General features: G+C 59.1%; 27 protein-coding genes. 9 read left to right on the top strand and 18 right to left on the bottom strand.

The features are described 5' to 3' along the window. Positions 1-63: 63 nt before the first annotated feature. A complete protein-coding gene (locus H8699_RS09185) occupies positions 64-645 on the bottom strand; it encodes a TetR/AcrR family transcriptional regulator (protein WP_249285417.1) in 582 nt (193 codons plus the stop codon). A 183-nt stretch (positions 646-828) separates the two neighbouring features. Here H8699_RS09185 and H8699_RS09180 point away from each other — a divergent pair, with 183 nt between their 5' ends. Next, entirely contained in the window at positions 829-1,833 is a 1,005-nt protein-coding gene (locus H8699_RS09180; RefSeq protein WP_249285416.1) for an NAD-dependent epimerase/dehydratase family protein, read from the top strand. Between the two features lie 643 nt (positions 1,834-2,476). On the opposite strand, the gene H8699_RS09175 is transcribed toward H8699_RS09180, so the two are convergent. Further along, complete coding sequence (locus H8699_RS09175; RefSeq protein ID WP_249285415.1) at positions 2,477-3,328, bottom strand: pyridoxamine kinase; 852 nt, start codon at positions 3,326-3,328, stop codon at positions 2,477-2,479. A 168-nt stretch (positions 3,329-3,496) separates the two neighbouring features. Between H8699_RS09175 and H8699_RS09170 the strand changes: the two genes are divergently transcribed. The 4 genes from H8699_RS09170 (at position 3,497) to spoVAC (ending at position 5,284) form a co-directional block, all read left to right on the top strand. Further along, positions 3,497-3,652: a hypothetical protein gene (locus tag H8699_RS09170; RefSeq protein ID WP_171025885.1), complete on the top strand. Its 156-nt coding sequence runs from the start codon at positions 3,497-3,499 to the stop codon at positions 3,650-3,652. Next, complete coding sequence (locus H8699_RS09165) at positions 3,653-4,252, top strand: stage V sporulation protein AA (protein ID WP_249285414.1); 600 nt, start codon at positions 3,653-3,655, stop codon at positions 4,250-4,252. Continuing rightward, entirely contained in the window at positions 4,249-4,671 is a 423-nt protein-coding gene (locus tag H8699_RS09160; RefSeq protein WP_249285413.1) for a stage V sporulation protein AB, read from the top strand. Before H8699_RS09165 ends, H8699_RS09160 begins: the two co-directional genes overlap by 4 nt. Before the next feature lie 148 nt (positions 4,672-4,819). Then, the gene (spoVAC, locus tag H8699_RS09155; protein ID WP_249285412.1) at positions 4,820-5,284 is read left to right on the top strand and encodes a stage V sporulation protein AC; all 465 of its coding nucleotides are present in this window, start codon (positions 4,820-4,822) and stop codon (positions 5,282-5,284) included. 66 nt (positions 5,285-5,350) lie between these two features. On the opposite strand, the gene H8699_RS09150 is transcribed toward spoVAC, so the two are convergent. The 5 genes from H8699_RS09150 to H8699_RS09130 form a co-directional block, all read right to left on the bottom strand. Then, positions 5,351-6,316, bottom strand: coding sequence for an anti-sigma-I factor RsgI family protein (locus H8699_RS09150; RefSeq protein ID WP_249285411.1), 966 nt, complete (start codon positions 6,314-6,316; stop codon positions 5,351-5,353). Then, positions 6,306-6,887 (bottom strand): RNA polymerase sigma factor, encoded by a 582-nt coding sequence (locus H8699_RS09145; protein ID WP_283244184.1) that lies wholly within the window; start codon positions 6,885-6,887, stop codon positions 6,306-6,308. The genes H8699_RS09150 and H8699_RS09145 overlap by 11 nt, the downstream gene beginning before the upstream one ends. Before the next feature lie 109 nt (positions 6,888-6,996). Next, positions 6,997-7,986: an anti-sigma-I factor RsgI family protein gene (locus H8699_RS09140; protein ID WP_249285410.1), complete on the bottom strand. Its 990-nt coding sequence runs from the start codon at positions 7,984-7,986 to the stop codon at positions 6,997-6,999. A 208-nt stretch (positions 7,987-8,194) separates the two neighbouring features. After that, positions 8,195-9,496, bottom strand: a complete 1,302-nt coding sequence (locus H8699_RS09135; RefSeq protein ID WP_249285409.1) for an MFS transporter — start codon at positions 9,494-9,496, stop codon at positions 8,195-8,197. Between the two features lie 88 nt (positions 9,497-9,584). Next, positions 9,585-9,824, bottom strand: coding sequence for a hypothetical protein (locus H8699_RS09130; RefSeq protein WP_249285408.1), 240 nt, complete (start codon positions 9,822-9,824; stop codon positions 9,585-9,587). Between the two features lie 57 nt (positions 9,825-9,881). Here H8699_RS09130 and spoVAD point away from each other — a divergent pair, with 57 nt between their 5' ends. The 3 genes from spoVAD to H8699_RS09115 all read left to right on the top strand — a co-directional run bounded on the left by spoVAD (position 9,882) and on the right by H8699_RS09115 (position 12,474). Next, on the top strand, positions 9,882-10,913 hold the full coding sequence (gene spoVAD / locus H8699_RS09125; RefSeq protein ID WP_249285407.1) for a stage V sporulation protein AD: 1,032 nt from the start codon (positions 9,882-9,884) through the stop codon (positions 10,911-10,913). 2 nt (positions 10,914-10,915) lie between these two features. Continuing rightward, a complete protein-coding gene (spoVAE, locus tag H8699_RS09120) occupies positions 10,916-11,281 on the top strand; it encodes a stage V sporulation protein AE (RefSeq protein ID WP_249285406.1) in 366 nt (121 codons plus the stop codon). Between the two features lie 791 nt (positions 11,282-12,072). Then, complete coding sequence (locus H8699_RS09115; RefSeq protein ID WP_249285405.1) at positions 12,073-12,474, top strand: hypothetical protein; 402 nt, start codon at positions 12,073-12,075, stop codon at positions 12,472-12,474. A gap of 52 nt (positions 12,475-12,526) precedes the next feature. Here the strand turns inward: H8699_RS09115 and H8699_RS09110 are convergent, their stop codons facing one another. The 6 genes from H8699_RS09110 to H8699_RS09085 form a co-directional block, all read right to left on the bottom strand. Next, positions 12,527-13,099 carry a GNAT family N-acetyltransferase gene (locus tag H8699_RS09110; RefSeq protein ID WP_249285404.1) on the bottom strand — a complete coding sequence of 191 codons (573 nt, stop codon included), beginning with the start codon at positions 13,097-13,099 and terminating at the stop codon, positions 12,527-12,529. A gap of 43 nt (positions 13,100-13,142) precedes the next feature. Then, entirely contained in the window at positions 13,143-14,279 is a 1,137-nt protein-coding gene (locus tag H8699_RS09105; protein ID WP_249285403.1) for a serine hydrolase domain-containing protein, read from the bottom strand. Between the two features lie 78 nt (positions 14,280-14,357). Continuing rightward, positions 14,358-15,740, bottom strand: coding sequence for an MATE family efflux transporter (locus H8699_RS09100; protein WP_249285402.1), 1,383 nt, complete (start codon positions 15,738-15,740; stop codon positions 14,358-14,360). Positions 15,741-15,896: 156 nt separating this feature from the next. Next, the gene (locus tag H8699_RS09095) at positions 15,897-16,847 is read right to left on the bottom strand and encodes an aldo/keto reductase (protein WP_249285401.1); all 951 of its coding nucleotides are present in this window, start codon (positions 16,845-16,847) and stop codon (positions 15,897-15,899) included. A gap of 279 nt (positions 16,848-17,126) precedes the next feature. Continuing rightward, positions 17,127-17,330: a barstar family protein gene (locus H8699_RS09090; protein WP_249285400.1), complete on the bottom strand. Its 204-nt coding sequence runs from the start codon at positions 17,328-17,330 to the stop codon at positions 17,127-17,129. Positions 17,331-17,558: 228 nt separating this feature from the next. After that, entirely contained in the window at positions 17,559-17,843 is a 285-nt protein-coding gene (locus H8699_RS09085; RefSeq protein WP_249285399.1) for a barstar family protein, read from the bottom strand. 314 nt (positions 17,844-18,157) lie between these two features. On the opposite strand from H8699_RS09085, the gene H8699_RS09075 reads away from it, so the two are divergent. Next, complete coding sequence (locus tag H8699_RS09075) at positions 18,158-18,541, top strand: hypothetical protein (RefSeq protein ID WP_138294437.1); 384 nt, start codon at positions 18,158-18,160, stop codon at positions 18,539-18,541. Between the two features lie 1,095 nt (positions 18,542-19,636). Here H8699_RS09075 and H8699_RS09070 read toward each other — a convergent pair. From H8699_RS09070 to H8699_RS09050, 5 genes are all read right to left on the bottom strand, one after another. Next, complete coding sequence (locus tag H8699_RS09070; protein WP_249285398.1) at positions 19,637-20,527, bottom strand: class II fructose-bisphosphate aldolase; 891 nt, start codon at positions 20,525-20,527, stop codon at positions 19,637-19,639. A gap of 198 nt (positions 20,528-20,725) precedes the next feature. Next, positions 20,726-21,859 (bottom strand): DegT/DnrJ/EryC1/StrS family aminotransferase, encoded by a 1,134-nt coding sequence (locus H8699_RS09065; RefSeq protein WP_249285397.1) that lies wholly within the window; start codon positions 21,857-21,859, stop codon positions 20,726-20,728. Positions 21,860-21,863: 4 nt separating this feature from the next. Beyond that, entirely contained in the window at positions 21,864-22,427 is a 564-nt protein-coding gene (locus tag H8699_RS09060; RefSeq protein WP_249285396.1) for an N-acetyltransferase, read from the bottom strand. Further along, on the bottom strand, positions 22,424-23,524 hold the full coding sequence (locus H8699_RS09055) for a Gfo/Idh/MocA family protein (protein ID WP_283244183.1): 1,101 nt from the start codon (positions 23,522-23,524) through the stop codon (positions 22,424-22,426). The genes H8699_RS09060 and H8699_RS09055 overlap by 4 nt, the downstream gene beginning before the upstream one ends. A gap of 15 nt (positions 23,525-23,539) precedes the next feature. Continuing rightward, positions 23,540-24,844, bottom strand: coding sequence for a nucleotide sugar dehydrogenase (locus H8699_RS09050; protein ID WP_249285395.1), 1,305 nt, complete (start codon positions 24,842-24,844; stop codon positions 23,540-23,542). Positions 24,845-24,846 lie beyond the last annotated feature (2 nt).

Genomic DNA, 24,846 nt, shown 5'->3' with positions numbered 1-24,846 from the left:
CATTTTCTCCTCCTTTGGTTCCCCTGTCTTTAGGCCCTATTGTAGGGCGGCCGGCCCCAAAAGTCAACGCCGGCCCTGTAGGCTGCCCATCCCGCCTACCATGAACCCCTCGGCCATGCGGGCTGCCTCCTGCGCCGGTATCGCCATGCCCTCATCCAGCCACTTTTGCATAAGCCCTATGCACCCGGCGCTGACAAAGGCGTAAAAGTACGCCAGCTGCTTGGGGCTGGCCCCGGCAAACAAGCGCGAGTACGCCTCCATATACGCCTCCCGGCCGATGTTTAGCAGCCGCAGCGCAAAGGCCTTGTCCCCATAAGGGCCCAAAGTCACGGTGCAAAGGTCCGCATTCTCCTTTAACAGCTCAAAAATGCCCGCGGTAATGTCCGCCGGGGTCAGGTGGCCCTCCCCCACCGCCAGCAGTGGCTCCAGCGCCTGACGGAAATTTCCCAGCATCTCCTCTTCCATTTGGCCAAGCAGGCCATGCAGGTCGGTATAGTGGGCGTAAAATGTACCCCGGTTCACCCCTGCCTGGGCGCAAAGCTCCTTAATGGAGATGTTCTGCAAGGGCTTTTGCCGCAGCAGGTCGCAAAGCGCCCGGCGCAGCAGCATTCGCGTTACCCGCACCCTATGGTCCCGCTCCTTCATCTCCCATGCCTCCCTTTGAAAAATTTTTGTGAATACGCTCTGTTTCCGCACATCCCCTGTTTGCTATGTCGGTTATCTCCCCTGCCGCATCCGGCGGGCGATTGTTGAAACAGGCTGATTAGAATATAATATAGATGAGAAAGAAAATCAACATTGTGTTCAATAAAATTCGAGGTGTTCAATATGAAACAACGGATCTACTGCGTAACCGGCGCCACTGGCCACCTGGGCGGAACGCTGGTGCGGATGTTGCAAAAATGGGGGGCGCAGGTGCGCGCCCTGGCCCTGCCGGGCGAGCCCACGCAAGATGGGCCGCTGGTTACCTATTACCATGGCGATGTGCGCAAGCCCGATACCCTGCGTCCCTTTTTTGAAGGGCTCCAAGATCGCCAGGTCTATCTCATCCACGCCGCAGGGCTGGTGGATATCGGCAGCGGAGAGAGCGCGGCCCTATACGCCGTCAACGTGCAGGGTACCCGCAACATCATCGCGCTTTGCCGGGAGTATGGGGTCAAGCGCTTGGTCTATGTCAGCTCCGTCCATGCCATTCCGGAAAAACAGCCCTTAGAGGTCATGGCCGAGGTCAGCGATTTCGATCCGGATCAGGTGGTGGGCGGCTATGCCAAGAGTAAGGCCGCCGCTACCAGAGCGGTTTTGGAGGCGGCCCGCGCAGGGCTGGATGCGGTAGTGGTGCAGCCCTCCGGCATCATCGGCCCCTTTGATGAGGCGGGCAACCATCTGGTCCAGCTGGTGCGGGATTATATGGCCGGCAAGCTCCCGGCCTGCGTCAAGGGCGGGTACGATCTGGTGGACGTGCGGGATGTGGCCTATGGCTGCCTCAAGGCTGCGGAAAAAGGGCGCGCGGGCGAGTGCTATATCCTCTCCAACCGCCATTACGAGGTTCAGGAAGTGCTGGCCATCGTCCGGCGCCTTTGCGGGGGCCGCCGCCTCCTCACCCTGCCCCTTTGGGTGGCCCGGGCCGCCGCGCCGCTGATGGGTTTTGTGGCGCGGCGCAAACACGCCCGGCCGCTTTACACCCGCTATTCCCTCTATACCCTGCGCAGTAATGACCGTTTCTCGCACGACAAGGCCACCGCTACCCTGGGCTACCGCCCGCGGGACCTGACGCATACCTTGGCCGATACCGTGGCCTGGTTGCGGGGCAAAAAAGCCGCCGTGGCGGTTTGAGGGTACAAAAAGCGGAAGGCAGACAGCCTCCCGCTTTTTTATTGATAAATGTCATTGGCGCGTATAAAATCGTAATCTCTATCGAGCAAACCCATCCCGCCCGTCCGGGCCGCCAGGGTCGCTTTGCGTCCACCCTTGCCAAATAAAAAGTTGCCTGCCTCTTCAGTGCGCAAATCCGCCTGATACCTGGATAAAGCCCGCCAATACTATTTCCTGTCATTCCGAGCTGCCAGCGAGGGCGCGGAGCGAGCGCCGGCAGTGCCGGATGCAGCGCCCAATGAGCGCGAGATAAGCCCGAGCCGACGTGCTGCGAAGGGCGAATCCGCAGCGAACCCCGAGTTGTTTGGTTCTGCCGTTTCTAGGGCGAGCACGTATGCTGCACTTACGCAGCGCAGGTCAAGCGCCGCTTTCCCGCCCATGCGCGGGATTCTTCCTCGGCCTTACGGCCTCCCTCTGAATGAAAATAAAACGAACCATTTCGCCCGTGCTCCGCCCTTGGGTTTCACTCACACTTGCCTCCCTCCTCAGAGGGAGGTGGCGCACCTAAAGGTGCGCCGGAGGGAGAGATGCCGCTGAACCAAAACCCATACTTCTCACGCATGCGTGACGCTATTCCCCTGCTTCTTCCGGCCCGTTTACACTTTTATACCAGCCCCAGCGCGCGGATGTAGGCCGGCAGCCCGGCCTCAAAGTTCACGCCGTAGCGCCAGTCCGTCCCCGCCTCTTTCGTGCGCAGGATGCTGCCCACCACGAAATCCACGGCGATCTGCGCGGCCTGCCCCAGGGGCTTATCGTTCATCAGCGCCCCCAAAAGCGCGCTGCCAAATACGTCTCCCGTGCCGTGATAAGGCCCGTCCACCCGCTGCCCCATGGCATAGGTCACCTGCCCGCTTTGCGCGTCGTACACCGCCGCGCCTAAGGTTGCCTCCTCCAGCCACGTACCGGTCAGCGCCACGCGCGGGCAGCCCAGCTGTGCCAGACCTTTCAGCGTCTTCTCCACAAACGCTGCCTCGTAGGGCCCGTCCCTGTAAGGCTCGCCCAGCAGCAGGGCCGCCTCCGTGTAGTTGGGGATGATCACGTCCGCCTTGGCGCACAGCCGGCGCATCCCCTGGGGGAAGTCCTCGCCCAGCAGGGCGTACATCCGGCCATAGTCCCCCATCACCGGGTCCACCAGCACCAGGGTATCCTCATCCGAAAGCAGGTCGATCACCTCTTCGATCAGGCCGATCTGCTGGTATGAGCCCAGGTACCCGGTATAGATTGCGTCAAAATGTATTCCCAAAGATTTCCAGTGCCGTGCAAAGGGCAAAATATCCTCAGTCAGGTCCCGGTAGGTAAACCCCTCGATATTGCCCGTATGGGTGGAGAGCACCGCCGTGGGGATCACGCTGGTCTCCACCCCCGCAGCTGAGATGATGGGCAGCGCCACCGTCAGGGAACATTTGCCAAAGCCGGAAATATCGTGGATGGCCGCCACGCGCTTTTGTGGTTTCATTTAGGGTCAAACCTTTCTTTCAGGGTTTTTGCTTCGTACCATTATAGCACCCCTACCCGCCCGGGCGCAATTCGCCGCCCGGGCGCTTTGTTTTTTAAAATCGGGTTTGAAAAACGCCCCCTTGGTACATGCTAGAGGGGAAGAAAAGCGTAAGGCAGGTGGTAATTTATGGCAAAGTGGGAGATGCGCTCGATCCTGGCGCTGCTGGCGGCCATCTTTATGGCCGTGGTGATCTATTGGGTGACCGATTCGCTGCAAAACGGCGGCGGCACGGTGGGGCGGCAGTATTTTGTCCAAACGCCGGTGGAAAGGAGCCTGCTCTAAATGGTCAAGCTCTATATCGCGCTCAAGCAGCGCTTCGTCTTTCAAAAGGGGCAAGGCATCTGCCTAAAGGATATCGCCACCCTCTGGTCCCCCCAGGGGCTGCCCAAGGGGATCGAAAAGCTGCGCGTGCAGCAGGCCCGCCCCCAGGGCATGGAGCCGGTCTCCTTCGTAGCGGTCTGCGCGCTGATCCAGGCCCATTATCCCGGCTACGAGCTGATCCAGGCCGGGGAGATAGAGGTCTGGCTGATGCCCCAGCCCCCTTCCCCCAAGGGCGGGTTTTCCGCATTCTGGCGCACGGCGCTAGCGGTGCTGATCCTGACCTTGGGCGCGGGCTTTGGCGTGGTCTACTTCCACGCGGATGTGGATATGCCCAAAGTTCACCAGCAGATCTACGAGATGGTCACCGGGCAGATGGATGAGCACCCCCTTTGGGTCAGCCTGCCCTACAGCGTGGGGCTGGCCGTGGGGGCGGGCATCTTCTTTCTGCGCCCCGGCGCGCGCAAATATCAGGAGCCTACGCCGCTGGAGCTTAAGGAGTTTACCTACGCGCAGGATGTGGAGAACTTCCGCAAAAACCAGCTGGGGGGCGGCGGATCGTGAACTTTTTCCAAGCCGCGTTGCTGGTTCTACTGTATATCATCGCCGGGGCGGTGGTGGGTGCGGCGCTGGGCGCGCTTTTAAACCTTTTGGGGGTAGTGCCCCGCATGGCGCAGGCGCTGCGGGTGCGCATGCCCTCTAATGCCTGGGGCGGGTGCATCGCGCTGGGGGCCTTTGCGCTCTCGCTGCTCTCTCTGACCCAGCCCCACTGGAACCTGGCCCCCGCCTTTGGCGCCCTGCCCGGGCTGATGCTAGGCATATTCGTGGGCATCCTGGCCGCCGCGCTGGCCGAGTCGCTGGAGTTTATCTCCCTGGGCATCCGGAGATTGCGCATGATGAACACCGCCCGGTATCTGATCGGCGGCATTATCCTGGGCAAGCTGGCGGCCTCGCTGCTGTTCTGGCTCTACCCCCTTTATTGAGAAAAGAAAGGAATGATCGGCTGCATGAAGGTGCATAATATCCCGGTGAACGACTTGTCCGGCATGAACGCCACCGAGGAGCACGAAAGCCGCTACCGCGGCCCGTCTCCAAGCTTCGAGGCTCGGTCGGATACCAACAATGGAGGGAATGCAATTGAAAAGTCAAATGACGCCCAAACAAAAGGCGTATAACGATTATGTCAACCAAAAGACCCCGAACACCAAGCTGTTTTCAGGCTGCGTCAAAGCCTTTCTGGTGGGCGGCATCATCTGCACCATCGGCGAAGGGGTCAGCTACCTGGGTCGCATCGTGCTAGGCTACAGCGATCTGCACGCCGCGGCCTTTACCGCCATCGTCATGGTGTTTTTAGGCGCGCTGCTCACCGGCCTTGGCATTTACGATCGGATCGGCAAATTCGCCGGTGCCGGTTCCATCGTCCCGATTACCGGCTTTGCCAACTCCATCGTCGCCCCGGCCATGGAGTTTAAAAGCGAGGGACTGGTGCTGGGCGTGGGGGCCAAGCTCTTTACCCTGGCCGGGCCCGTGCTGGTCTACGGCATCAGCGCCTCCATCGTGGTGGGGCTAATCTACTTGGTATTTAACATCTCTTAAGCCCGTCCTTAGCAAAAGGCCGCCCGGCAAGGGCGGCCTTTGTTTTATTTTATCTGCTATACATCTTTAATCGTCGTCCTCGTCATCCCCGTCGTCATCCCCATCGTCATCTCGCTCGTTCCCATCGTCATCGTCGTCATCCTCCTGGTCATCGTCATCATCCTGCACGGGCGTTTTTGTGGGCCGTGCCGTCTGGACCGGCGTCGGGGCCGGGGTGGGCGCAGGCGCGGGCGTTGGGGCAGGCGTGCTCTGCGCAGGCGTCGCAGAGGGCGCTGCCTGCGGGTCCTCCAAATCGGCAAGGTGAACCAGTCCCGCCAGGCGCAGCAGCTCGCCTATGGACAGGTTGGCAAGTTCCGCCTCGGTATAATCAGGCAGCATCCCTGCCACCTCGCGCACCAGGTACAGCTTGCCGGCAGAAACCTCATAGTCCGCGGCCGTCTGGCGCAGCGCGTCATCACCGTCCATCGTCTGGCTATGCACCGTCACCGGGATCTGGGCCGTGTCCGACGCTAAGTAGATCCGCCCCTCCAGCGCCTGCGTCAGGCTCTGGGTGCGCTCCCCCGCGCTGACGGAGAGCAGCACCGCGTTATCCTTGTCGGAGAGATACTGCCCTTCATCCATGGCGATCAGCAGCGTTTCTAAAGTATCCTCTATATCCCAGCCCTGATAGTTCCGCCCACTGAGGATCTTGCGCGCATCTGCATTGAGCGCGTCTACCTTCAAAACCTTATCCTGGCGGTTTAACGCGATCTCGAAGCTGGGGTTCACATCCAGATCCACCACGGCCGAGACGGACAGATTTTCTCCGTACCAGCTATACCCGCCCACCAGCAGGGCCACCAGGCAGGCTGTACAGGCGGCGGCCCACTTCCAGGTATGTTTTGCGCGCCGCGCCGGCGCACGCTCCTGCCGGGTGATGTAGTCATGCTCGGGCATGGGGGGAGCGCTTTCTTTCCAGATCTTATCCAGTTCCGGGTGGGGCAGCTGATCCACAGCGCGTTGCAGCCGCTGTCCGATTTTTTTAGCGCGCATCATATCCGCCTCCCTCCAGCAAAATTTTCCGCAGCTTTTTTAGCCCTCTATGGTACCGGGATAATACCGTAGCCAGCGGTATCCCAAGATCCTGGGCGATCTCCCGGTGCTTAAGTCCGCTGACAAGGTGCAGCAGGATGATCTGGCTCTCACTCTGTTCCAGCCGTTCCAATGCCGCCTTGAGCACGATCCGGTCCAGCGGTTCGGAAATATAGGCCTCCTCGGGCATCTCCTCCCCCTGCGGACGCGTGCGCGCGCCCTGACGCAGCAGGCTGTTGGCTAAATTTCTGGCGATCGTAAACATCCATGCCAGGGGCTTGCCCATCGGCTGGTACAGGTGCGCGCAGCATCGAATTTTTACATACGTTGCATGCACGATGTCAACCGTGTCGTGCGGATCTTTGACTATCGAGAGGACATACGCGTACAGGGCGCGCTCTGTCAGTTGGTATAACTGCTCAAAAGCTGCCCTGTCGCCCTCCCCCACCCGGGGGAAAAGCGTCTCGTCTATCCGCAATGGTTGTGCGCGCCTTTCTTCCTGCCCGCCGGCCAGCACGACCGCAAATATCAAGCCAACAGCCCCTTTCAGTACAGTTTTCTCTCCTCAATAATGTACCATAAGCAGGGCCTTCGCTTACAGTTTTCCCGATAAACTTGACATAATCTTTACATTAGGCTATCTAGTCGTCATCATCGTCGTTTATATCGTCATCATCGTCATCATACCGGTCGTCCGCATCGTCATCGCGATCGTCCATGTCGTCATCGCGGTCGTCCGCATCGTCATCGCGATCGTCTACATCGTCATATCGGTCATCCGCATCGTCATCGCGATCGTCATCGTCGTCATATCGGTCATCTGCATCGTCATCGCGATCGTCCACGTCGTCATGCCGGTCATCCGCATCGTCATCGCGATCGTCCACGTCGTCATAACGGTCGTCCGCATCGTCATCCGGATCGATCACATCTTCTACGCCATCAGCCAGCGCATCCACATGTTCGTCGTCCTGGTCATCCAGCCGGTCTTCCATATCGTCCAGCCGTTGCTCCAAAAAGGCCAGGCTAATGCCCTTCTCCTGCGCGTAATTCAGAATATCGCTGATGCGCGTCTGGGCCAGATCCTGCGGCGTCAGCGTGGGATCTCCCGCCACCAACCGGTCGATCACCGACATCTTCCCGGCCGATACGCCGTACTGCTGCGCCTTATCCTTCAGCTCCTGGCTCAGTGTGATGCTCTGGTTCATCACATGGGCGTCCACCCTGCGGTATTCCAAATACGCCGCGATCTTGTGATTGACCTGCTCCACCGTATCCGGGGAGACCGTTCCGTCCTCCACCGTCACCAGCACATCGTTCTCTCCCGTGCCGCCTAAGTATCCCTGCAGCAGCATCCGGTCCACCAGATCCTCGATCACATCGTCCAGGTCGTGGTCATCCAGGCGATAGCCCTCCAACAGCTTGCGTCCATCCTCGTTTGCCGCCTCTACGCTGGTTACATGGTTCAAGCGATTGGTCCTAATCTCCAAACTGGGGTTTACATCCAGCGCGATATAGCCGCTGGGCGCCGTCAGGTAAAATCCCAGCGCCGCCGCGCCCACCGCCAACGTAGCTGCCGTACCGATCATAGCCGCCTTTACCGAGCGTTTTAATTGCTTAAATTTTTTCATACGCCTTCTCCTCTAACTGATAAGATTCTGGTTTCGGGCCCTTTCAACCTATTAACGCCTCAGCTTGCGGTTTTATTGCAGTAAACGCAGTTTTTTTAAAATTTTTATATTCTGCGCTCTCGCCTCCGGATGCGTGCTTTTCCTTCCGAGGCACGGCAAAAGCGCATGGGGATATTCCGCCATGCGCTTTTGCCGCTTATCTATTTCCCTATCGGTTTTGCTCTATTCCTTCCAGATGCCAGATGCTCTTTACACGCCTGAAGATCAGGCAGGTCAATATCCCCATAACGGCCAGCACTAAAAACAGCAGCGCCGCGCCCGAGCCCTTGCCCAAGCCAAACAACTGCGCCAGCAACCCATCGGCGCTTTGCGCGGCCATAAAGGGCTCAAACACCCGGTCCACCAGCGCGCCGCCGGCCAGGTACCCCAGCGGTATGGTAAAAAACTGCAGGGTGTTCCGGCAGGCGTACACCCGCCCCTGCATCGCCACGGGGATCCTGCTGCGGAACAGCACGTCCATATTGGCGTTCATCAGCGGGATGGGCAGCCACCCCAGCACGGCGCCCAGGCACCAGACCGGAGTGCTCTGCCCAAAGGCCAGAAAAAAGTTCTCCGTACTCATGGAGATCAGCAGCGTATTGCAGATCACCCGCACCCGGCTCTTGGGCGCGGGTGCAAGGGTGGCGATGGCGCTGCCCACCAGCATGGCCAGCCCGCTGGCCGCGTTCACCGCGCCCAGCGCCGTCTCGCTTCCCGTCTTGGAGAGCAGCATGGCCGGCAGGGCGGCGTTATAAATCGAGGCGGTAAAGTTGATGGCCGCCAGAAACAGCATCAGGTTCAGGATGCCTCGGTTGTCCCTTAAATACGCCAGCCCCTTGCGCGCCGCCCGCAGCACGCCCTCCTTTTCGCCCTCCCGGGCGGCCTCGGGGATCTTTACAAATGCCGCCAACGCGAAAAAGGCCAGCAAAAACGTCGCCAGGTCGATGTAGATCACCGTCTGTATGCTGGTAAAGGCCAGCAAAGCGGTAGCCAGGACCGGCGTAAGGATGCTGACAAGGGAGTTTGAAAACGAGCGCAGTCCGCTCACTTTCTGGTAATGCTTTTTTGGGGTCAAAAGGCTGATGGCTACGTCCCCAGCCGGCTGCTGAATGGTATTCATCAGGCCGTTTAGGGCGTTTAAGCCGTATAGATGCCAGATTTGCAGGTTATCCGTGGCCAAAAGCAGCAGCACAGCCACCGTGCAGGCCGCCGCAAAGGTATCGCTGGCCAGCATGGTCAGCTTTTTGTTCCACCGGTCGCTCAAAGCGCCGGCAAAAATGCTCATCGCCACGTAGGGCGCGTAGGAGGCGACCGTGAGCAGCGCCGTAGACAGCGCCGAACCCGTCTGCTGATACGCCCAGATCACCAGCGCGAAATTGGTCATCGCGCTGCCCAGGGTGGATAGGGTTTGCGTGCACCACAAAATCAGGAAGCCGCGCAGCTCCCCTAAGGTGCTCCAAATATTTTTCATTTTGACTTTGCTCCTTACTGAAAATATTTTCATCCGTCGCAAAGTCTGTTTCCGGGCGAAGTTCCCTTCGCTCTATGCAAGTTCGCCCTTAAATCAGACTTTGCATAGAGCTTTGCCACTGCACAGGATCATCTTGTTTCCCCCCTTCCGGTTTTTCTACCGTTTTATCGTACCACACCCGGCGGGGCGCGCGCAATGCGCAACCTTTGCCAAATCCCATGCGATATCCCGCTTTTTGCGTCTCTTGCCGCCCAATCCTGGCCGTTATCCGTATAAAACCCCTGTGCAAAGCCATACTAAAAAAAGCAATCAAGCTGATAAAATCCATTTTATATCCCCGCGCCGGGCATACTTGCCCTGATGCGGGACAGGAGGAAAGAGAAAAATGGCCAAGCGACAGTCCAAGCGCCTGGGCAAACAGACGCTGAAAATGCAAAACCCGCCCGCCATCTTATCCCACGCTTCGGTGGTAGGCACCAAGGAGGCCCAGGGCCCTTTAAAGGATTGGTTCGATGTGACCCTGTCCGACGATATGTGCGGCAAATCCACCTTCGAGCAGGCGGAAAACGAGATCCTGCTCACCGCCACCCGCATGGCCGTCAAGCGCGCGGGGCTGGCGCAGGATGACGTGCACTTTTTCCTGGCCGGAGACCTGCTCAATCAGATCGTCTCGGCCTCCTTTGCCGCCCGGGAGCTGACCATGCCCTTTTTCGGCCTGTACGGGGCCTGTTCCACCATGTGCGAGTCCCTCTCGCTAGGCTCTATCCTGATCGACGGAGGCTTTGCCGATACGGTACTGTGCGCCAGCTGCAGCCACTTTGCCACGGCCGAGCGGCAGTACCGCAACCCCCTGGAGCTGGGCAGCCAGCGCCCGCCCGCGGCCCAGTGGACCGTGACCGGCGCGGGCTCCACCCTGCTGGGGGCCGAGGGCAAGGGCCCCTTTGTGGAGATGGTGACGGTGGGCAAGGTCAACGACTGGGGCATCTCCGACGCCAACAACATGGGCGCGGCCATGGCCCCCGCCGCAGTGGATACCCTGTTCACCCATTTTGAGGATACCGGCCGCCGCCCTGAGGATTACGACCTGATCGCCACCGGCGACTTAGGCGCCATCGGCAGCGAGATCCTGCGGGAGATGATGGGCCAGCACGGCATCGACATGGGCCCCCATTATACCGATTGCGGTCTCGAGATCTACGACCGGGAGGCGCAGGACGTGCACGCCGGCGGCAGCGGCTGCGGCTGCGTGGCCTCCGTACTCAACAGCTACCTTTTAAAGCGGCTGGAGCAGGGGGATTTTGAGCGCATTCTGGTCTGCGCCACCGGCGCGCTGCACAGCCCCACCACCAGCCTCCAGGGGGAGACCATCCCCGGCATCGCTCACGCGGTCTCCATCGTGCGCAGAAAGGGGGAATAATCATGGATCTGTTTTGGGAATTCGCCAAGGCCTTCCTGGTGGGCGGCGCCATCTGCGTGGTGGGCCAGCTGCTCATCAGCTTAACCAAGATGACCAGCGCCCGTATCCTGGTGCTGTTCGTCACCCTGGGCGTGGTATTAAGCGCCCTGGGCCTTTATGAGCCGCTGGTGGAGTTCGCCGGCGCGGGCGCCACAGTGCCGCTCACCGGGTTTGGCCACTCGCTGGCTCAGGGGGCGATCTCCGCCGTAAAGACCGAGGGCTTCCTGGGCATCTTCCTGGGCGGCGTTACGGCGGCGGCCGGCGGCATCGCCGCGGCCATCTTCTTTGGCTATGTCTGTGCGCTGATCTTCCGCCCCCGCATGAAATAGGCCGCGCTTTCGCGCTTTGATGCACAGCAGTTGCAATAGCACGGTCATTTAGGGCTCGGCTCCTCTCGCCGTATCTGTAATCTGTCTGTCATTCTTCGCTGACGCTCGGATTGACAGCGCAGCATACTGTTTATGAGTGGGAAAGTATAGGTTTTTGTGCAGTAGAAAACCAAGGCTTAATGCGAAACAGGGAGGAAAGTAAGGGAACGACTCCACTAGGTTAAGGGGGAAGGGGGATTCCGATTTCCCCCTTATCCCCCTTAACGATCCCTTAACCCCTTGAAACGGCCACTCCGTGGTGGGGACGGAGGTTTTTCAAACTCTCCGATGCTAATGAATCAATTAATTCTCCAGCCGTTTCGCTTGTGCTCTGCTCTTCGATTAACCCACACTTGCCTCCCTCTGACGAGGGAGGTGGCGCACCCAAAGGGTGCGCCGGAGGGAGAGATTCCTTGCTCAAACACCCATACTTTAGCACTCGCTGCGCTGTCGTTCAGAACGGAGGGCGGCTTGGGGCAGGTATAACGCTTGTGGCGGGTAAGCGCTTAAGAAACACAGGAAGCCAGGAGCGGCTAAAAGGGCGATAGCCCCGTCATTCAGAGCGCGGCCCGCAGGCCGTGCGAAGAATCTCCTGCAGGCCCTTGCCTGCGCCTATCCTGCAATCTGTCCGCCAGCCCCACCTGGCCGCCAATGAAGCTGCAAAAAAAGTTTACAAAAGCATCATAAATTCTTCCCATCTTAGGCCTATACTTCCCCTTATCAGGGAGGGCTTAAAAAGGACGGGATCGAGATTGAAAAAGAAACTTTTATGCCTCTTCGTCGGGCTTTTATTTCTAGCCGTAGGGGCAAGCGGCTGTACCGGCGGCGAGCAGGCCGAGGTGACCCCTCAAAACGCCACCTCCCAGCAGGTGCTCTACGGCCAGGTATCCGCCATCGAGGGCGGTAAATTCACCCTTTCCCTCTTCGAAGGGGAGACCTCTTTGCAGCCCCAGGAGGCTGCCGCGCCCGGTGCCCTTATCCCCAGCGGGGAGAGCCAGACGCTGTACATGCCCGAGGATGGACAGCTGTTTTGCCTCAGCGGCGAGGAGGCCGTGGGCGCGGATTTTCTACAGCTGGAGACCGGGGATGTGGTGCAGGTCACCCTGACGAGCGATCAGTTGAGCTCCGTACTGATTTTATCCCAGGGGGAATAGACGGACAAAGCGCCGCGAAAATTCGCGGCGCTTTGTTTTAGGTTCCCTGTTTTCATGCATTAAAGTACATATCGTATACCACAAATCCATGGATATCCTGCAACGCACCGGGATAAGTTTCCTGGCACATCATACATCTTGGCTCCTTCATCGGGTAGCCGCTTGTTGGATAAATACCGTATCCGGCGGATGTCTTAAAACCCAAACGGTTGTAATAATGGTAGTCTCCCTCTAAAATGATCCCCTTATATCCGCTTTCCCGCGCTTTTTCAATCCCCAGGGATAGCATGGTTTTTCCAATGCCCTGTCTGAAATGCTCAGCATGTACGCAAACAGGGGCAAGCAGTACGGTTTCCGCGTCCCGGGCTGGCCCATGCCCACCCTCGGCCGTTGGCGAAAGCGGAAAGCGGGAAAACATAAAGTGCCCAACGACCTTGCCGTTCTCCTCTGCTACAAACGATAGCTCCGGGATATGATAGGCCGAATCTCTGATTTCTTCAATCAGCGCCAGTATATCTGTGCCATCAGAGTAATCCGTCCCCTCCTGAAACGAGCGTAGCACCAGGGCAATAATATCCTTAAAATCCCTATGGGTTTCTGGGCGTATCGTTATCCGGCCCGCCAAACGATCCCTCCTTCCAAGCTATAAACCATGGCGTAGTATTTTTCTATTCCGCCAGCCCCAATTCCTCGTACACCATGTCCCGTATGGCGCAGTGGATATCCTCGATATCCTGCCCCATCCCGCACACGTGCTGGGCGTAGAAGATGGAAAGCTGGTGCTCGGTATCCAGCGCCACATAGGCCCCGGCCGCGCCGTCCCAGCCAAATTCGCCCACCGGCCCTTTGGATGCGCGCTTGTCGATCAGCGTGCGCACGCCCAGACCATAGCCGTAACCGGCCTTGCCCATTTTTTCAAAATCCGCCAGACGCACGCCGGAGAGCCGGTTGCGCTTCATCTCCTCAATGGTCTGCGCCTGCAAAATGCGCGCGCCGTTGGCCCCCACGCCCCCGCAGGCCAGCGCGTCCGCCACCGGGGCGTAGCTATCCACCTTGCAGATCAGCCCGCCGCTGCCGCTCTCATAGTTCAGGTCGGTAGAGCGGGGGTGGATAAAGGTAAACGGTACGATATGCCCTGTCCCGTCCACCCCGTACATCTGGGAAAAGTGGGCCTTTTCCACCTCGGGCGCCAGGTGAAAGGTCACCGGGGGCGCCCCCAGCGGCAGGAAGATATGCTCGTTTAAGTATTCGCCAAAGGTCTGCCCGCTCACCACCTCGATGATGCCCGCCAGCACGTCCAGCCCCAGGCTGTACTGGAAATGGGTCGAGGGGTCAAAGTCCAGCGGCCCTGCGGCCAGCGCCGCCACCATCTCCCGCGTGGTGGCCTGCCCGTCCGTGCGCGCCATCAGCTCCTGAAAGGCCGGCGTGCCCATGTCGTAGTTAAAGCCCCCGCTCATGGTAAACAGGTCCTCCACCGTCAGCACGGTGCTGGCCGGGCGGAGGGTCTCCCCCTCCCGCACCGTCATCTGCGCAAACTCCGGCAGGTACTTGGCCACCGGGTCGCCCAAAAAGAGCTTGCCCTGCTCCACCAGCTGCATGCCCGCCGTCACGGTCATCACCTTGGTGCAGGAGAACAGCCGGTACTCATCCTGCGCCGTCACGGGTTTTGTGCCCGCCGCGTCCGAAAAGCCGCCCATGTGGCGGTATAGCCTTTCATGCCCTCTTTGCACCACACAGTCAAATGAAGGCACACCGTAGTTTTCCTTTAATCCATCCAGATACGCCGTCAGTTTGGTAAAGCTCAAATTCCCCCACCCTTTCCCCGATCGATCTATTTACATGTTGTATATAGCTTAACACCCCACGGTATCCCTCGTCAACGCCTATCCGTCCGCCCGGCGGATCAGGCTCTTGCTCATCCACTTTCTGCTGCGCCAGCGCATCATCTGCGCCATGCCGCGCGCCAGTTCGTCCATGGCAAAGGCGATCCAGCAGCCCACCAGGCCCAGGCCGCACACCACGCCCAGGATGTAGGAGAACAGGATGCTGATCAGCCAGCAGCTGGGCACCGATATCGCCATGGAGAACACCATGTCCCCCGCGCCGTTTAAGCACCCGCCCTCGATGTTGTTAAACGCCCGGCCGATCTCCACCAGAATATCCGCAAACATCACCGGCAGGCACATGGCGATAATCTCCTCGCTGCTCGTAAACATCCCCAGCACCGGCCGGTAAAAGGCCACCACCAGTACCGAGAGCACCACGTTGCAGGCGATGCCGATCACGATATTCTGCCGGTTGAGCCGCTCGGCCTTCTGATACTCCCCTGCCCCCACCATCCGTCCGATCATGATGGTGGTCACCTGCCCCAGGCACATGCCCAGCAGGTACACGTAAAAGAAGATATTGCTCAGGTACACCTTGGCCGAGACCGCCGCCATGCCCAGCGTGGCGATGATGGCGGTGGATACCACCTGGCTCACCCCGTAAGAAAGGTTGGCTATCCCCGGTGGGATGCTCACCGCAAAAATCTGGCGGATCATCTTCACCGGCAGCGGCCGCAGCGCTCTTAAGGTAAAGCCCACCTTCACCCGGCGGATGGCGATGATCATGATGCCAAGGGCCACCGCCTCGCTGATGATCCGCGCCCAGCCGATGCCCGCCACGCCCTGCAGCGGCGTTTCAAAGGGCCGGTAGACCACCAGCAGGCAGAGCAGGGCGTTGATCACGTTCATCACCAGCGCCACCACCATGGCGATCTGCGTGCGCCCATAGCAGCGCACGATAAAGGAGAACAGCGTGATCAGCGCCTGGGTGATGGCCAGCGCCGTGACGATGCGGAAGTAATCCGCCGCCAATACCAGCACCTCGCCTGTGAGCTGCATCATCCCCATCAGCGGCAGCGCGAAGATGGACATGGCCGCCCCCGTCAGGATGCTGAGTCCCGCGCACAGCACCAGCGCCACCGTGGCCACCTCGCCCGAGTAGCGGCGGTTGCCCGCCCCCAGGTTTTGGTTGATGATGATGGCTACCCCCGTGGCCACCAACGTGTAAAAGATCTGCACCATATTCAGCAGTTGGGTGGCCGCGCCCACCGCCGCCACCGCGTTATCCGAATACTGCGAGAGGATGACCACGCTCACCGTCCCCATGAGGTTGCGCAGCAGCGTCTCGATCAGCAGCGGCAAAAACAGCCCCAGCAGCGTGATCTGCCCCTCTGGCGTCTCCAGCCGGTTGATATCCCGGTTCGCCCTCAAAAAACCCATTTGCTTCCATTCCCCCAACGTTTTCCCCGTAAAGGCCGGCTCCAAGCCGCCCTTTTCTCTCTCAATCGTTACTTTCTCACAAATGGCTCTATTCCCGGTAGACAAAGGCCCCGGAGAAAGGGTTCCCCAGGGCCTTGCAAAGTCTGATATAACGGTTTACGCCTCGTACTTCTCGATCGCCGCATTGATGGTGGCGATCTCCTCGTCCGTCAGCGTCCAGTCGGTGGCCGCGCAGTTCTCGTCGGCCTCGGCCACGTTGCGCACGCCCATCAGCGCCGTATCCACCAGCGGGTTCTGGGTGCTCCAGTTCACCGCCACCTGGGCCACCGGCTTGCCGTGGGCCGCCGCGATGGCGTCCAGGGTCTTAAGCAGCTCCTGGCACTTGGAGAACTTGGGCTCTTTAAAGAAGTTGTAGAAGCTGTACCGCGTATCCGAAGGGTCCCAGTTGGGCAGGGTGCGGATGGCGCCCGTCAGGATGCCCGCGCCCAGAGAACCATAGGTCATAACGCCCATGTCGCGGCTCTTGGCATACTCCATGACCGCAAGTTCAGAGCGGTCCACCATGGAGAAGGGGGGCTGGATGGCCTCCACATCGCCGTACTGCTCGGCTTCCTTGGTCAGCTCCACGCTGTAGTTGCTCAGGCCAATGTGGCGGGCCTTGCCGCTCTTTTTGATCTCCATCATCGCCCGCATGGTCTCCTCGGTGGGCGTGCCCTTAAAGTCCGGCTTGTGCACCAGGTAAAGGTCCACATAGTCCGTGCCCAGCCGCTTTAAGCTCTGGTCGATCTCCCACATGATGCTCTTGTAGGTGATATCCCGCTCGATCCCGTCGATGCCCTCGCCCCAGATCAGGCCGGCCTTGGTGGAGATGATCAGATCCTCCCGCTTCATTCCGCGGATGGCCTCGCCCACCACTTCTTCCGAGTGGCCCTTGCCGTACACCGGCGCGGTATCGATAAAGTTGACCCCGTTGTCCACCATGGCGCGGATCGCGCGGATGGAATCGGCCTTGTTCACATCGCCCCAGCCCGTGCCGCCGATGGCCCAGGTGCCCACCGTCGCCACGGATACGTTCATCTCCGTCTTGCCAAATCGTTTAAAACGCATGTTTAATTTTCCTCCCTTAACCCAGATAAAAAGTACGTTTACCCGCGCGCCGCGTTAAAGCGCCCCGCGCAGGGCTTTAGAAAAAACCTACCTTTCCATTATAATGCAATCGCAGAAATTATCAATCATTGTTAAGAAAGTAACAGGCAACCCCGCGCAGAAGCTCCCCTGCCCGCGCAGACGCCTTTTATCTCCAGAAAATATCCTGCGCTTTACCCCATCGTTACCGTAAAGCTCTCGTCCTGATGCGTCAGCCGCGCCAAAACTTTTGTAAGCCGTTCATACTCGTCCTGCAAGTCCCGGGGCACCCCCTCCCCCCGTCACCATGATCTGCGCCGGGTATTCGTAGTACCCCGTCAACATGTCCCATATCGCATCCATATTCATCCCGCACCACGCTGGAAGCTCCAGCCCCTTTTGCAGCGCCTTATAAAAATCCCAATAGGTCTTAACCTCCCCCAGGTCGATCTCATATCGTTTCATACTGCCTCCCTATACGATCTCATCAAAAACTTATGCTTTGTTGCGCAATACTTTTTTCCTGTCATTCCGAAGCGTCAGCGAGGAATCTCACGGCAACCGTCGCCGCCTGGCCCGAATCACGTCACCTCGAAGCCGCCGCTTCAGGCACGGCCAAGTGCCGATGCAAGAGATTCTTCGCTTCGGCTTCGCCTCCGCTCTGAATGACAAAAACCTATACCGCGCAAAAGCCTATGCTTTCAAGATCAAAACCTCAAACCGATCCTGCGGATATTCCCGCCGCAAGTCGTTCAGCACATTTAAAAGCCGTTCATACTCGTCCTGCAAGTCCCGGGGCAGCCCCTCTCCCCCCGTCACCATGATCTGCGCCGGGTATTCGCAGTACCCCGTCAACATGTCCCATATCGCATCCATGTTCATTCCACACCACGCTGGAAGCTCCAATCCCTTTTGCAGCGCCTTATAAAAATCCCAGTAGGTCTTGACCGCCCCCAGGTCGATCTCATATCGTTTCATACTGCCTCCCTATACGATCTCATAAAAGGTATTATAGTGGTCATAGGTCGCAAAGATCAATCCATCGCTTGAATATAGGATGCGGTGCCCGTTTCGGTATCCGCCTCCCGCCATCATTAAGGCCAAGCCCCACTTCCTGTTTTCGTGAATTTATTATCGTAAACCCGCTCCCCTCTCCAATAAGTTTGTTTATTTTTTATCAATTAGCCAATAAATTTATTCATTTACAGGCCTTTTATTGCAAATTTATTTTCACAATGCTATACTGCAGGTAGAAACATTTCTGCAATCTCATTTCGGAAAGGAGCGTATTTATGAATGTAAACAGTCCCGACCTGCCGTTGCTGCTGCTGGATAACAGCAATATGATCTCTGTTTTGAACGAGGGGGAGTTCCGCTGCCACAACCTTACCTTTGAGGAGGCCAGGGCGATCTTGGAGACGCTGGACGTGGACAGCATCCTGCGCTGCTTTTCCAATAAAGATCTGGAGAACGTAATCTTCGATTATCTGGGGGTCGCGCGCAAGGAGTATCGCTATAAAAGCATCCGCAACATGCGCGTGGGGCAGGATGCGTTGGTATTCAAGCTCTACGTCACCCCGTCTGAGACCCAGCCGGTCATCCACGTGGACGGCGTCGAGGCCAAAAAGATCTGGAACACCTATGTCTATTGCCAGCTGCTCAGCCGGGAAAAGTAAGACCTTTCGCCAAGCACGCCTCTTTTAAATATGAAGGGGCGTGCTTTTTTGTATACCTTTATACGCAAGTGTGTCATTCAAAACGAAGGCGAAGCCGGAGTGAAGAATCTGATGGCGTAGCTGGAAAGAGGCGCTTTATCGGGACTGCGAGGATGCAGACCACAGGCGAGAGGTAGTAACGAGATTCCTCGCTTACGCTCGGAATGACAAGGGGAGCCTGCTGCCTGCGCATAAACCTATAGGTTCTTGTTCAGTAGAAAACCAAGGCTTAATGCGAAACAGAGAGAAAAGTTAGGGAACGAGTTTTATATGTTAAGGGAGCGCGGAACGAACGTCGCCGGTGGCGGAGTAAGTGAGTGCAGCGCTCTGTGAGCATGTGACAAAGGCGAGCGGCCAACGTGCCGCGAAGCCTGCGTCCATAGCGAACAGAGGGGGCGCAAGCAGGGGGATTCCGATTTCCCCCTTAGGCTAAAGCCCCTCTGTTCGTAGCGGGCTCGCCCGTCGCGGCTTATGCCGCTCGGGCTTACCACGCACTCACAGAAATCACCGCTCGCTTGCTCGTCCACCGGACGCGCTCGCTATAGATTTCCCTTAACAATCCCTAACCCTGAAGGTCCTCTGTTCACTGTGGGCTTGCCCATCGCGGCGTGTCGGCCGCTCGGGCGCACCTCACGTTCACAGAAATCATCGCGCCCTTTTTCCGCCACTGGCGGCGGGCGCTATAGATTCCCCCAAACGGCCACTGAAGTGGTGGGGACGGAGGTTTCCCAAGCTCTCCTAGGCAAATAAACAGTTATATTTTCCAGCCGTTTCGCTTATGCTATGCCGTTTGGATCAACCCCCTCTTGCCTCCCTCTGACGAGGGAGGTGGCGCACCTTTAGGTGCGCCGGAGGGAGAGATTCCTTGCACAAAAACCTATACATTTGTCCGCACACCATCCTCTCCAGCCTCTCTTGCCAGACTTTCGCTATGCCTGGGAGGCTCTGCCCGGTAAGTAAAAAGCAGCCTTATCGCGCCTGGTTCAGCCCACCGCAATGCTCTATAGCATACAAAAAGGCCCTGCGGAAATTCCGCAGGGCCTTTTTCATCCTCGCTTATTCCTTGGTGGAATCAAAGGGGTTGCCTTCGCTGGCGCTATTCTTGCTCCCGCAGCAGCAGGAAGCGGCCTTGCCCACAGAGCCGGTCACCTCAAACAGATGTTTGACGATATTCACCGTAATATCGTTGATGGCCGCATACAGCCCATAGGCTTTGTTGCCGGACAGATCGGTATTCTTCAGGCCTTCCAGGGTCAGGCGCATCACGTCGTTGACCACGTTGACCTTGGCCACGCCCAGCTCGCAGCAGCGGTGGATGTTATCCTCGCCGGAGCCAGAGCCGCCGTGCAGTACCAGCGGGTGCTGGCAGGCCGCGTCGATCTCCTTAAGGCGCTCAAAGTCGATCTTCGGGGTGCCCACATAGGCGCCGTGCGCCGTGCCCACGGCCACCGCCAGGCAGTCCACGCCCGTATCGGCGATGAAGCGTTTGGCCTCTTCCGGGTCGGTCAGCGCGCTTACGCCGTCCACAGCGTAGTTGTCGCCCTGGCCCACATGGCCCAGCTCCGCCTCGATGCTCACGCCCACCGCATGGGCGATCTGCGCCAGGCGCAGCACGTCGGCCACGTTCTCCTCGTAAGGCAGGGTCGAGCGATCCGCCATGATGGCCGAGCAGCCGGAGGACACGCCCAGCACGCAATCTTCAAAGGTGCGGCTGTGGTCCAGGCAGGAGGCCACGGGCACATCCACTTCGTCGGCAAAGCGCTTGATCATGTAATGGGTAAAGTGGGGGTCTTTGCGGTTATTCGTCAGGAAAATCAGCGGCGAGCGCGATTCCACCGCAGCCTGGATGGCCGCGCGGATCTGCACCTCGTCATTGCTGGGCACCGCAGGTACGCCATACTTGCCGGCATACGCCGCGTCAACGATGTTTTTCATGGGAACAAACATTTCTTTTACCTCCTGATCGTTCGTATGTAAAAACTGCATTGGTACCGCAACAAAGCGCGCCCCCGGCGCAAGTTCTATTATATAACTTTGTTAACAAAGGTAGTATAGCACACTTGAGCCTTTCTGGGTAGCGTCAACCCCAATCTTCTTTGAAAAATCGCGATAAAAAGCCGGAGGCTTTCGCCTCCGGCGCTTAATTTACGCTTTGAGATAGCTGGCTACAGCGTTTGCCACCTGCTCAACCTCTTCCTCTTTCAGGTAGGGGTGCATGGGCAGCGAGAGCACCCGCCCGGCCGCCCGCGCCGTATGGGGGAAGTCCGCGTCGCTCAAGGCCATGCCGGCATAGGCCGTCTGCTGGTGCAGGCCCCGCGGGTAGTATACCATCGTGGGGATGCCCTGCGTCTTTAGCGCCGCCTGCAGCCCGTCCCGCTGGGCGCGGTCGCGCAACTGGATGGTATACTGCGCCCAGGAGGAGCGGTACCCCTCCGGCACATAGGGCACTTCCACCAGTCCACTGAGCCTTTGCGTATACCACCCGGCCACCTTGTTGGCCCAATCCACCTCATAGCGGGCAAAGGCGCGCAGCTTGGGCAGCAATATTGCCGCCTGCAGCGTATCCAGTCGGGAATTCATGCCAATCAAGCGGTTGTCGTACTTATCCTCGGGCGAGCGGCCCTGCGCCCGCAGGGCGCGCAGCAGCTCGTCCGTGGCATCGTCGTCGGTAAAGATCGCCCCGCCATCCCCATAGCAGCCCAGCGGCTTGGCCGGGAAAAACGAGGTGGTGGCCATATCCCCAAAGGAGCAGGCCTTTTTTTCGCCGATTTGCCCGCCAAAGCCCTGGGCCCCATCCTCTAAAATGCGCAGCCCGTGCTTTTGGGCGATCTGGCGGATGCGCGGATAGTCCGCCGGCAGCCCGAACAGGTCCACCGGGATGATGACCTTTGGCCGCAGCTTGCCCTCCTTCTCCACCCGCCGGATCGCCGCCTCCAGCGCGTCCGGGCAGATGTTAAAGGTACGCGGGTCGATATCCACCAGCACCGGCGTGGCTCCCAGGATAGACGCGCACCCCGCCGAGGCAAAAAAGGTAAAGTCGGCTGTAAACACCGCGTCCCCCGGGCCTACGCCCCAGGCCATCAGCGCCAGCTGCAGTGCGTCCGTCCCATTGGCGCAGGATACGCAGTGCCTAACGCCCACATAGTCCGCCAGCGCCTGCTCTAGCATAGCCACCTGCGGGCCGAAGATAAACCGGCTGCTGTCCAGCACCTGCGCGATCCCCGCGTCGATCTCGTCCTTTAGCGCAGCGTACTGCGCGCCCAAATCTCGAAACTGCATATCGTTACACCTCTTCTTTCAAGCCTTCGGCCGTTTCCCGGTAGCTTCTCCCGCACTTTTGGCAGCGCAGGTCCGCGCCCAGTATCTCCCCGCATTCGCATACCCAGCCGCAGCGGCGCGCCGGCACCCCCAACATCAGAGCGTGGTCGGCAACGTCGCCCGTCACCACCGCCCCCGCGCCGATCAGCGCCCAGCGCCCAATGGTATGCCCGCATACGATGGTGGCGTTCGCCCCGATGGAGGCGCCCTCCTTTACCAGCGTGCGCAGGTATCCGCTGCGCCCTTTGGGGTACTTGGCCCGAGGCGTCAAGTCGTTGGTAAATACGCAGGAGGGCCCGCAAAACACGTACGCCTCCAGCTCCACGCCCTCGTACACCGATACGTTGTTTTGTATCTTGCACCCCGGGCCGATGCGCACATGGCCCGCCACGTTCACGTTCTGCCCAAGCGTACAGCCCGCGCCGATGGAGGCGCCGCTTTGGATATGGCAAAAATGCCATACCTTGGTGCCCTCGCCCAGCGTGACCCCCGCGTCCACATAGGCCGAAGGGTGCACAAACGCCGTCATCGTCCAAACCTCCCGATAAAATCGGTGGTGGCGCACTCCTTAAGCGGCAGATGTACCGGCTTGCCCGTGGCGGCGGATTGGTAGATGGCCAACACCATCTCCAGCGCCCGCTTGCCCGCATAGCCGTCCACATAGGGCGCCCGCCCCTCGCCCAGCGCGGCGATCACGTCCCTGTACAGCGGCGTGTGCCCAAACCCGTACACGTTGGGCGGGTTCTCGTGGAACCGCGCCTTCACCGCCTCCGGGTCCTCCGTCTGCGCTTCAAAGCGCCACTCCTCGATCACGTTTACCGATTTACCGCCGGCCTTGACCGTACCCTTTTCCCCAAACAGATACAGCGTCTCCTCCAGGTTGCTGGGGTAGATGTTGGTGGTCCCTTCGATCAGGCCGTACGCGCCGCCCTTGAACCGGACCACCGCCAGCCCCAGGTCCTCGGCGGCGATATAGGGGTGGTTCAGGTTGTCCGTATAGGCAAATACCTCCTCCACCTCATCCCCCATCATCCAGCGCAGCAGGTCGATATTGTGGATGCACTGGTTCATCAGCGCCCCGCCGTCCTGCTCCCAGGTGCCCCGCCAGGGCGCCTGGGTATAGTAATTCTGGTTCCGGTTCCAGCGGATGTGCGCGGTGCCGTGCAGCATCCGGCCAAACTGCCCCGCCTCCACCGCCTGGCGGATCTTCTGGATGGATTTATTAAAGCGGTTCTGGTGGCAGGCGCAGATCTGCACACCCTTGCTTTCCGCCGCTTCGATCAGCGCGTCCGCATCCGCAATGGACAGGGCGATGGGCTTTTCGATGATCAGGTTACAGCCCGCCGCGATGCAGCGCAGCCCAATGGCCGCGTGCCGCCCACTCTCGGTAGCGATTGCCACCAAAATCGGGCGCTCTTTTTCCAGCATCTCCTCATAGTTCGTATATCGCGTCACCGTCTGGCGCACCGCCTCGGGCGCCTGCTCCAGCACCCTTTCCATATTCTCTTCCACCGGGTCGCACACCGCGCAAAGCTCCAGCGCCTCCACATTGGCCAGCGCCGCGGCGATGTGGTTGGGCGCGATCCGGCCGCAGCCGATCAGCGCATAGCGTATCTTCTCCGCCATTGTCTTTCCCTCCCTTTACAGCAACACGATGTTGTCCCGCGGGGCAATATCCTTCATCACGTTTTTGGTATCGAAGATCACCTTGGCCTTTTGCTGTACCAGCGCGTAATCTACGTTCGTATGCGCGCAGGTCACCATCACCAGGTCCGCGCTTTCGATCAGATCCGCCGTCAGCGCCTTTTCGCCTTCCATTACCTGTCCGTTTTCCTTAAACTGCGGGATGTACGGGTCGTAATAGCATACGTCGGCCCCCACCTTTTTCAGCTCGTCGATCACGCGGATGGCCGGGCTTTCCCGGAAGTCGTCGATATCCTGCTTGTAGGCCACGCCTAATACCAATACCTTGGCGGCGCTGATGGCCTTTTGGAACCCGTTTAAAATGTGCATGGCCCGCTGCACGCAGTACTCGGGCATCCTGTCGTTGACCATCATGCTGCTCTCGATCATGGAGGTGTGGAAGCCGTACTCCCGCGCCTTCCAGCTTAAATAGTACGGATCCAGCGGGATGCAGTGCCCGCCCAGCCCCGGGCCGGGGTAAAAGGCCTGGAAGCCGTAGGGCTTGCTCTTGGCCGCGTCGATCACCTCCCAAATGCTGATGCCCATCTTATCGCACAGCATGGCCAGCTCGTTGACCAGGCCGATGTTGATGTTGCGGTAGGTATTCTCCAGTATCTTTTCCATCTCCGCCACCGCGGGGGTCGATACCCGGTGTACCGGCGCCTCCAGCACCATCTCGTACATGGTGGCCGCCACATCCGTGCACTTTTGGGTTATGCCGCCCACCACCTTGGGCGTGTTCTTGGTCTTGTAGATCAGGTTGCCCGGGTCCACCCGCTCCGGCGAAAAGGCCAGGTAAAAATCCTCCCCGCACTTCAGGCCGCTGCGCTCCAAAATGGGCTGCAGCAGCTCCTGCGTCGTTCCCGGGTAGGTGGTGGATTCCAGCACCACCAGCATGTCCTTGTGCATGTAGGGCACGATGCTCTCCGCCGAGGCTCTTACATAGCTGATATCCGGCTGCTGATGCGCGTCCAGCGGCGTGGGCACCGCAATGCACACGCAGTCGCACCGGGCAACGTCCGCAAAATCTGTGGTAGCCCGCAGCTTTCCATCCTTTACGATGGCCGCCAGATCCTCGTTGACCACGTCCCCGATATAGTTCTCTCCCGCGTTGACCATGGCCACCTTTTGCGCCTGCACATCAAAGCCCAGCACCGCAAAGCCCGCCTTGGCCTTTTCCACCGCCAGCGGCAGCCCCACGTATCCCAGGCCTACCACTCCCAGCGTGGCCTGCTTTTTCAACAGTTTTTCCTTCAAGTCCATCT

It is taken from the genome of Luoshenia tenuis (assembly GCF_014384745.1).
In the GTDB taxonomy this organism is placed as follows: Bacteria; Bacillota; Clostridia; order Christensenellales.
The sequence above is the reverse complement of the archived record's forward strand: the minus strand, read 5'-3'. Positions and strand labels throughout refer to the sequence as shown.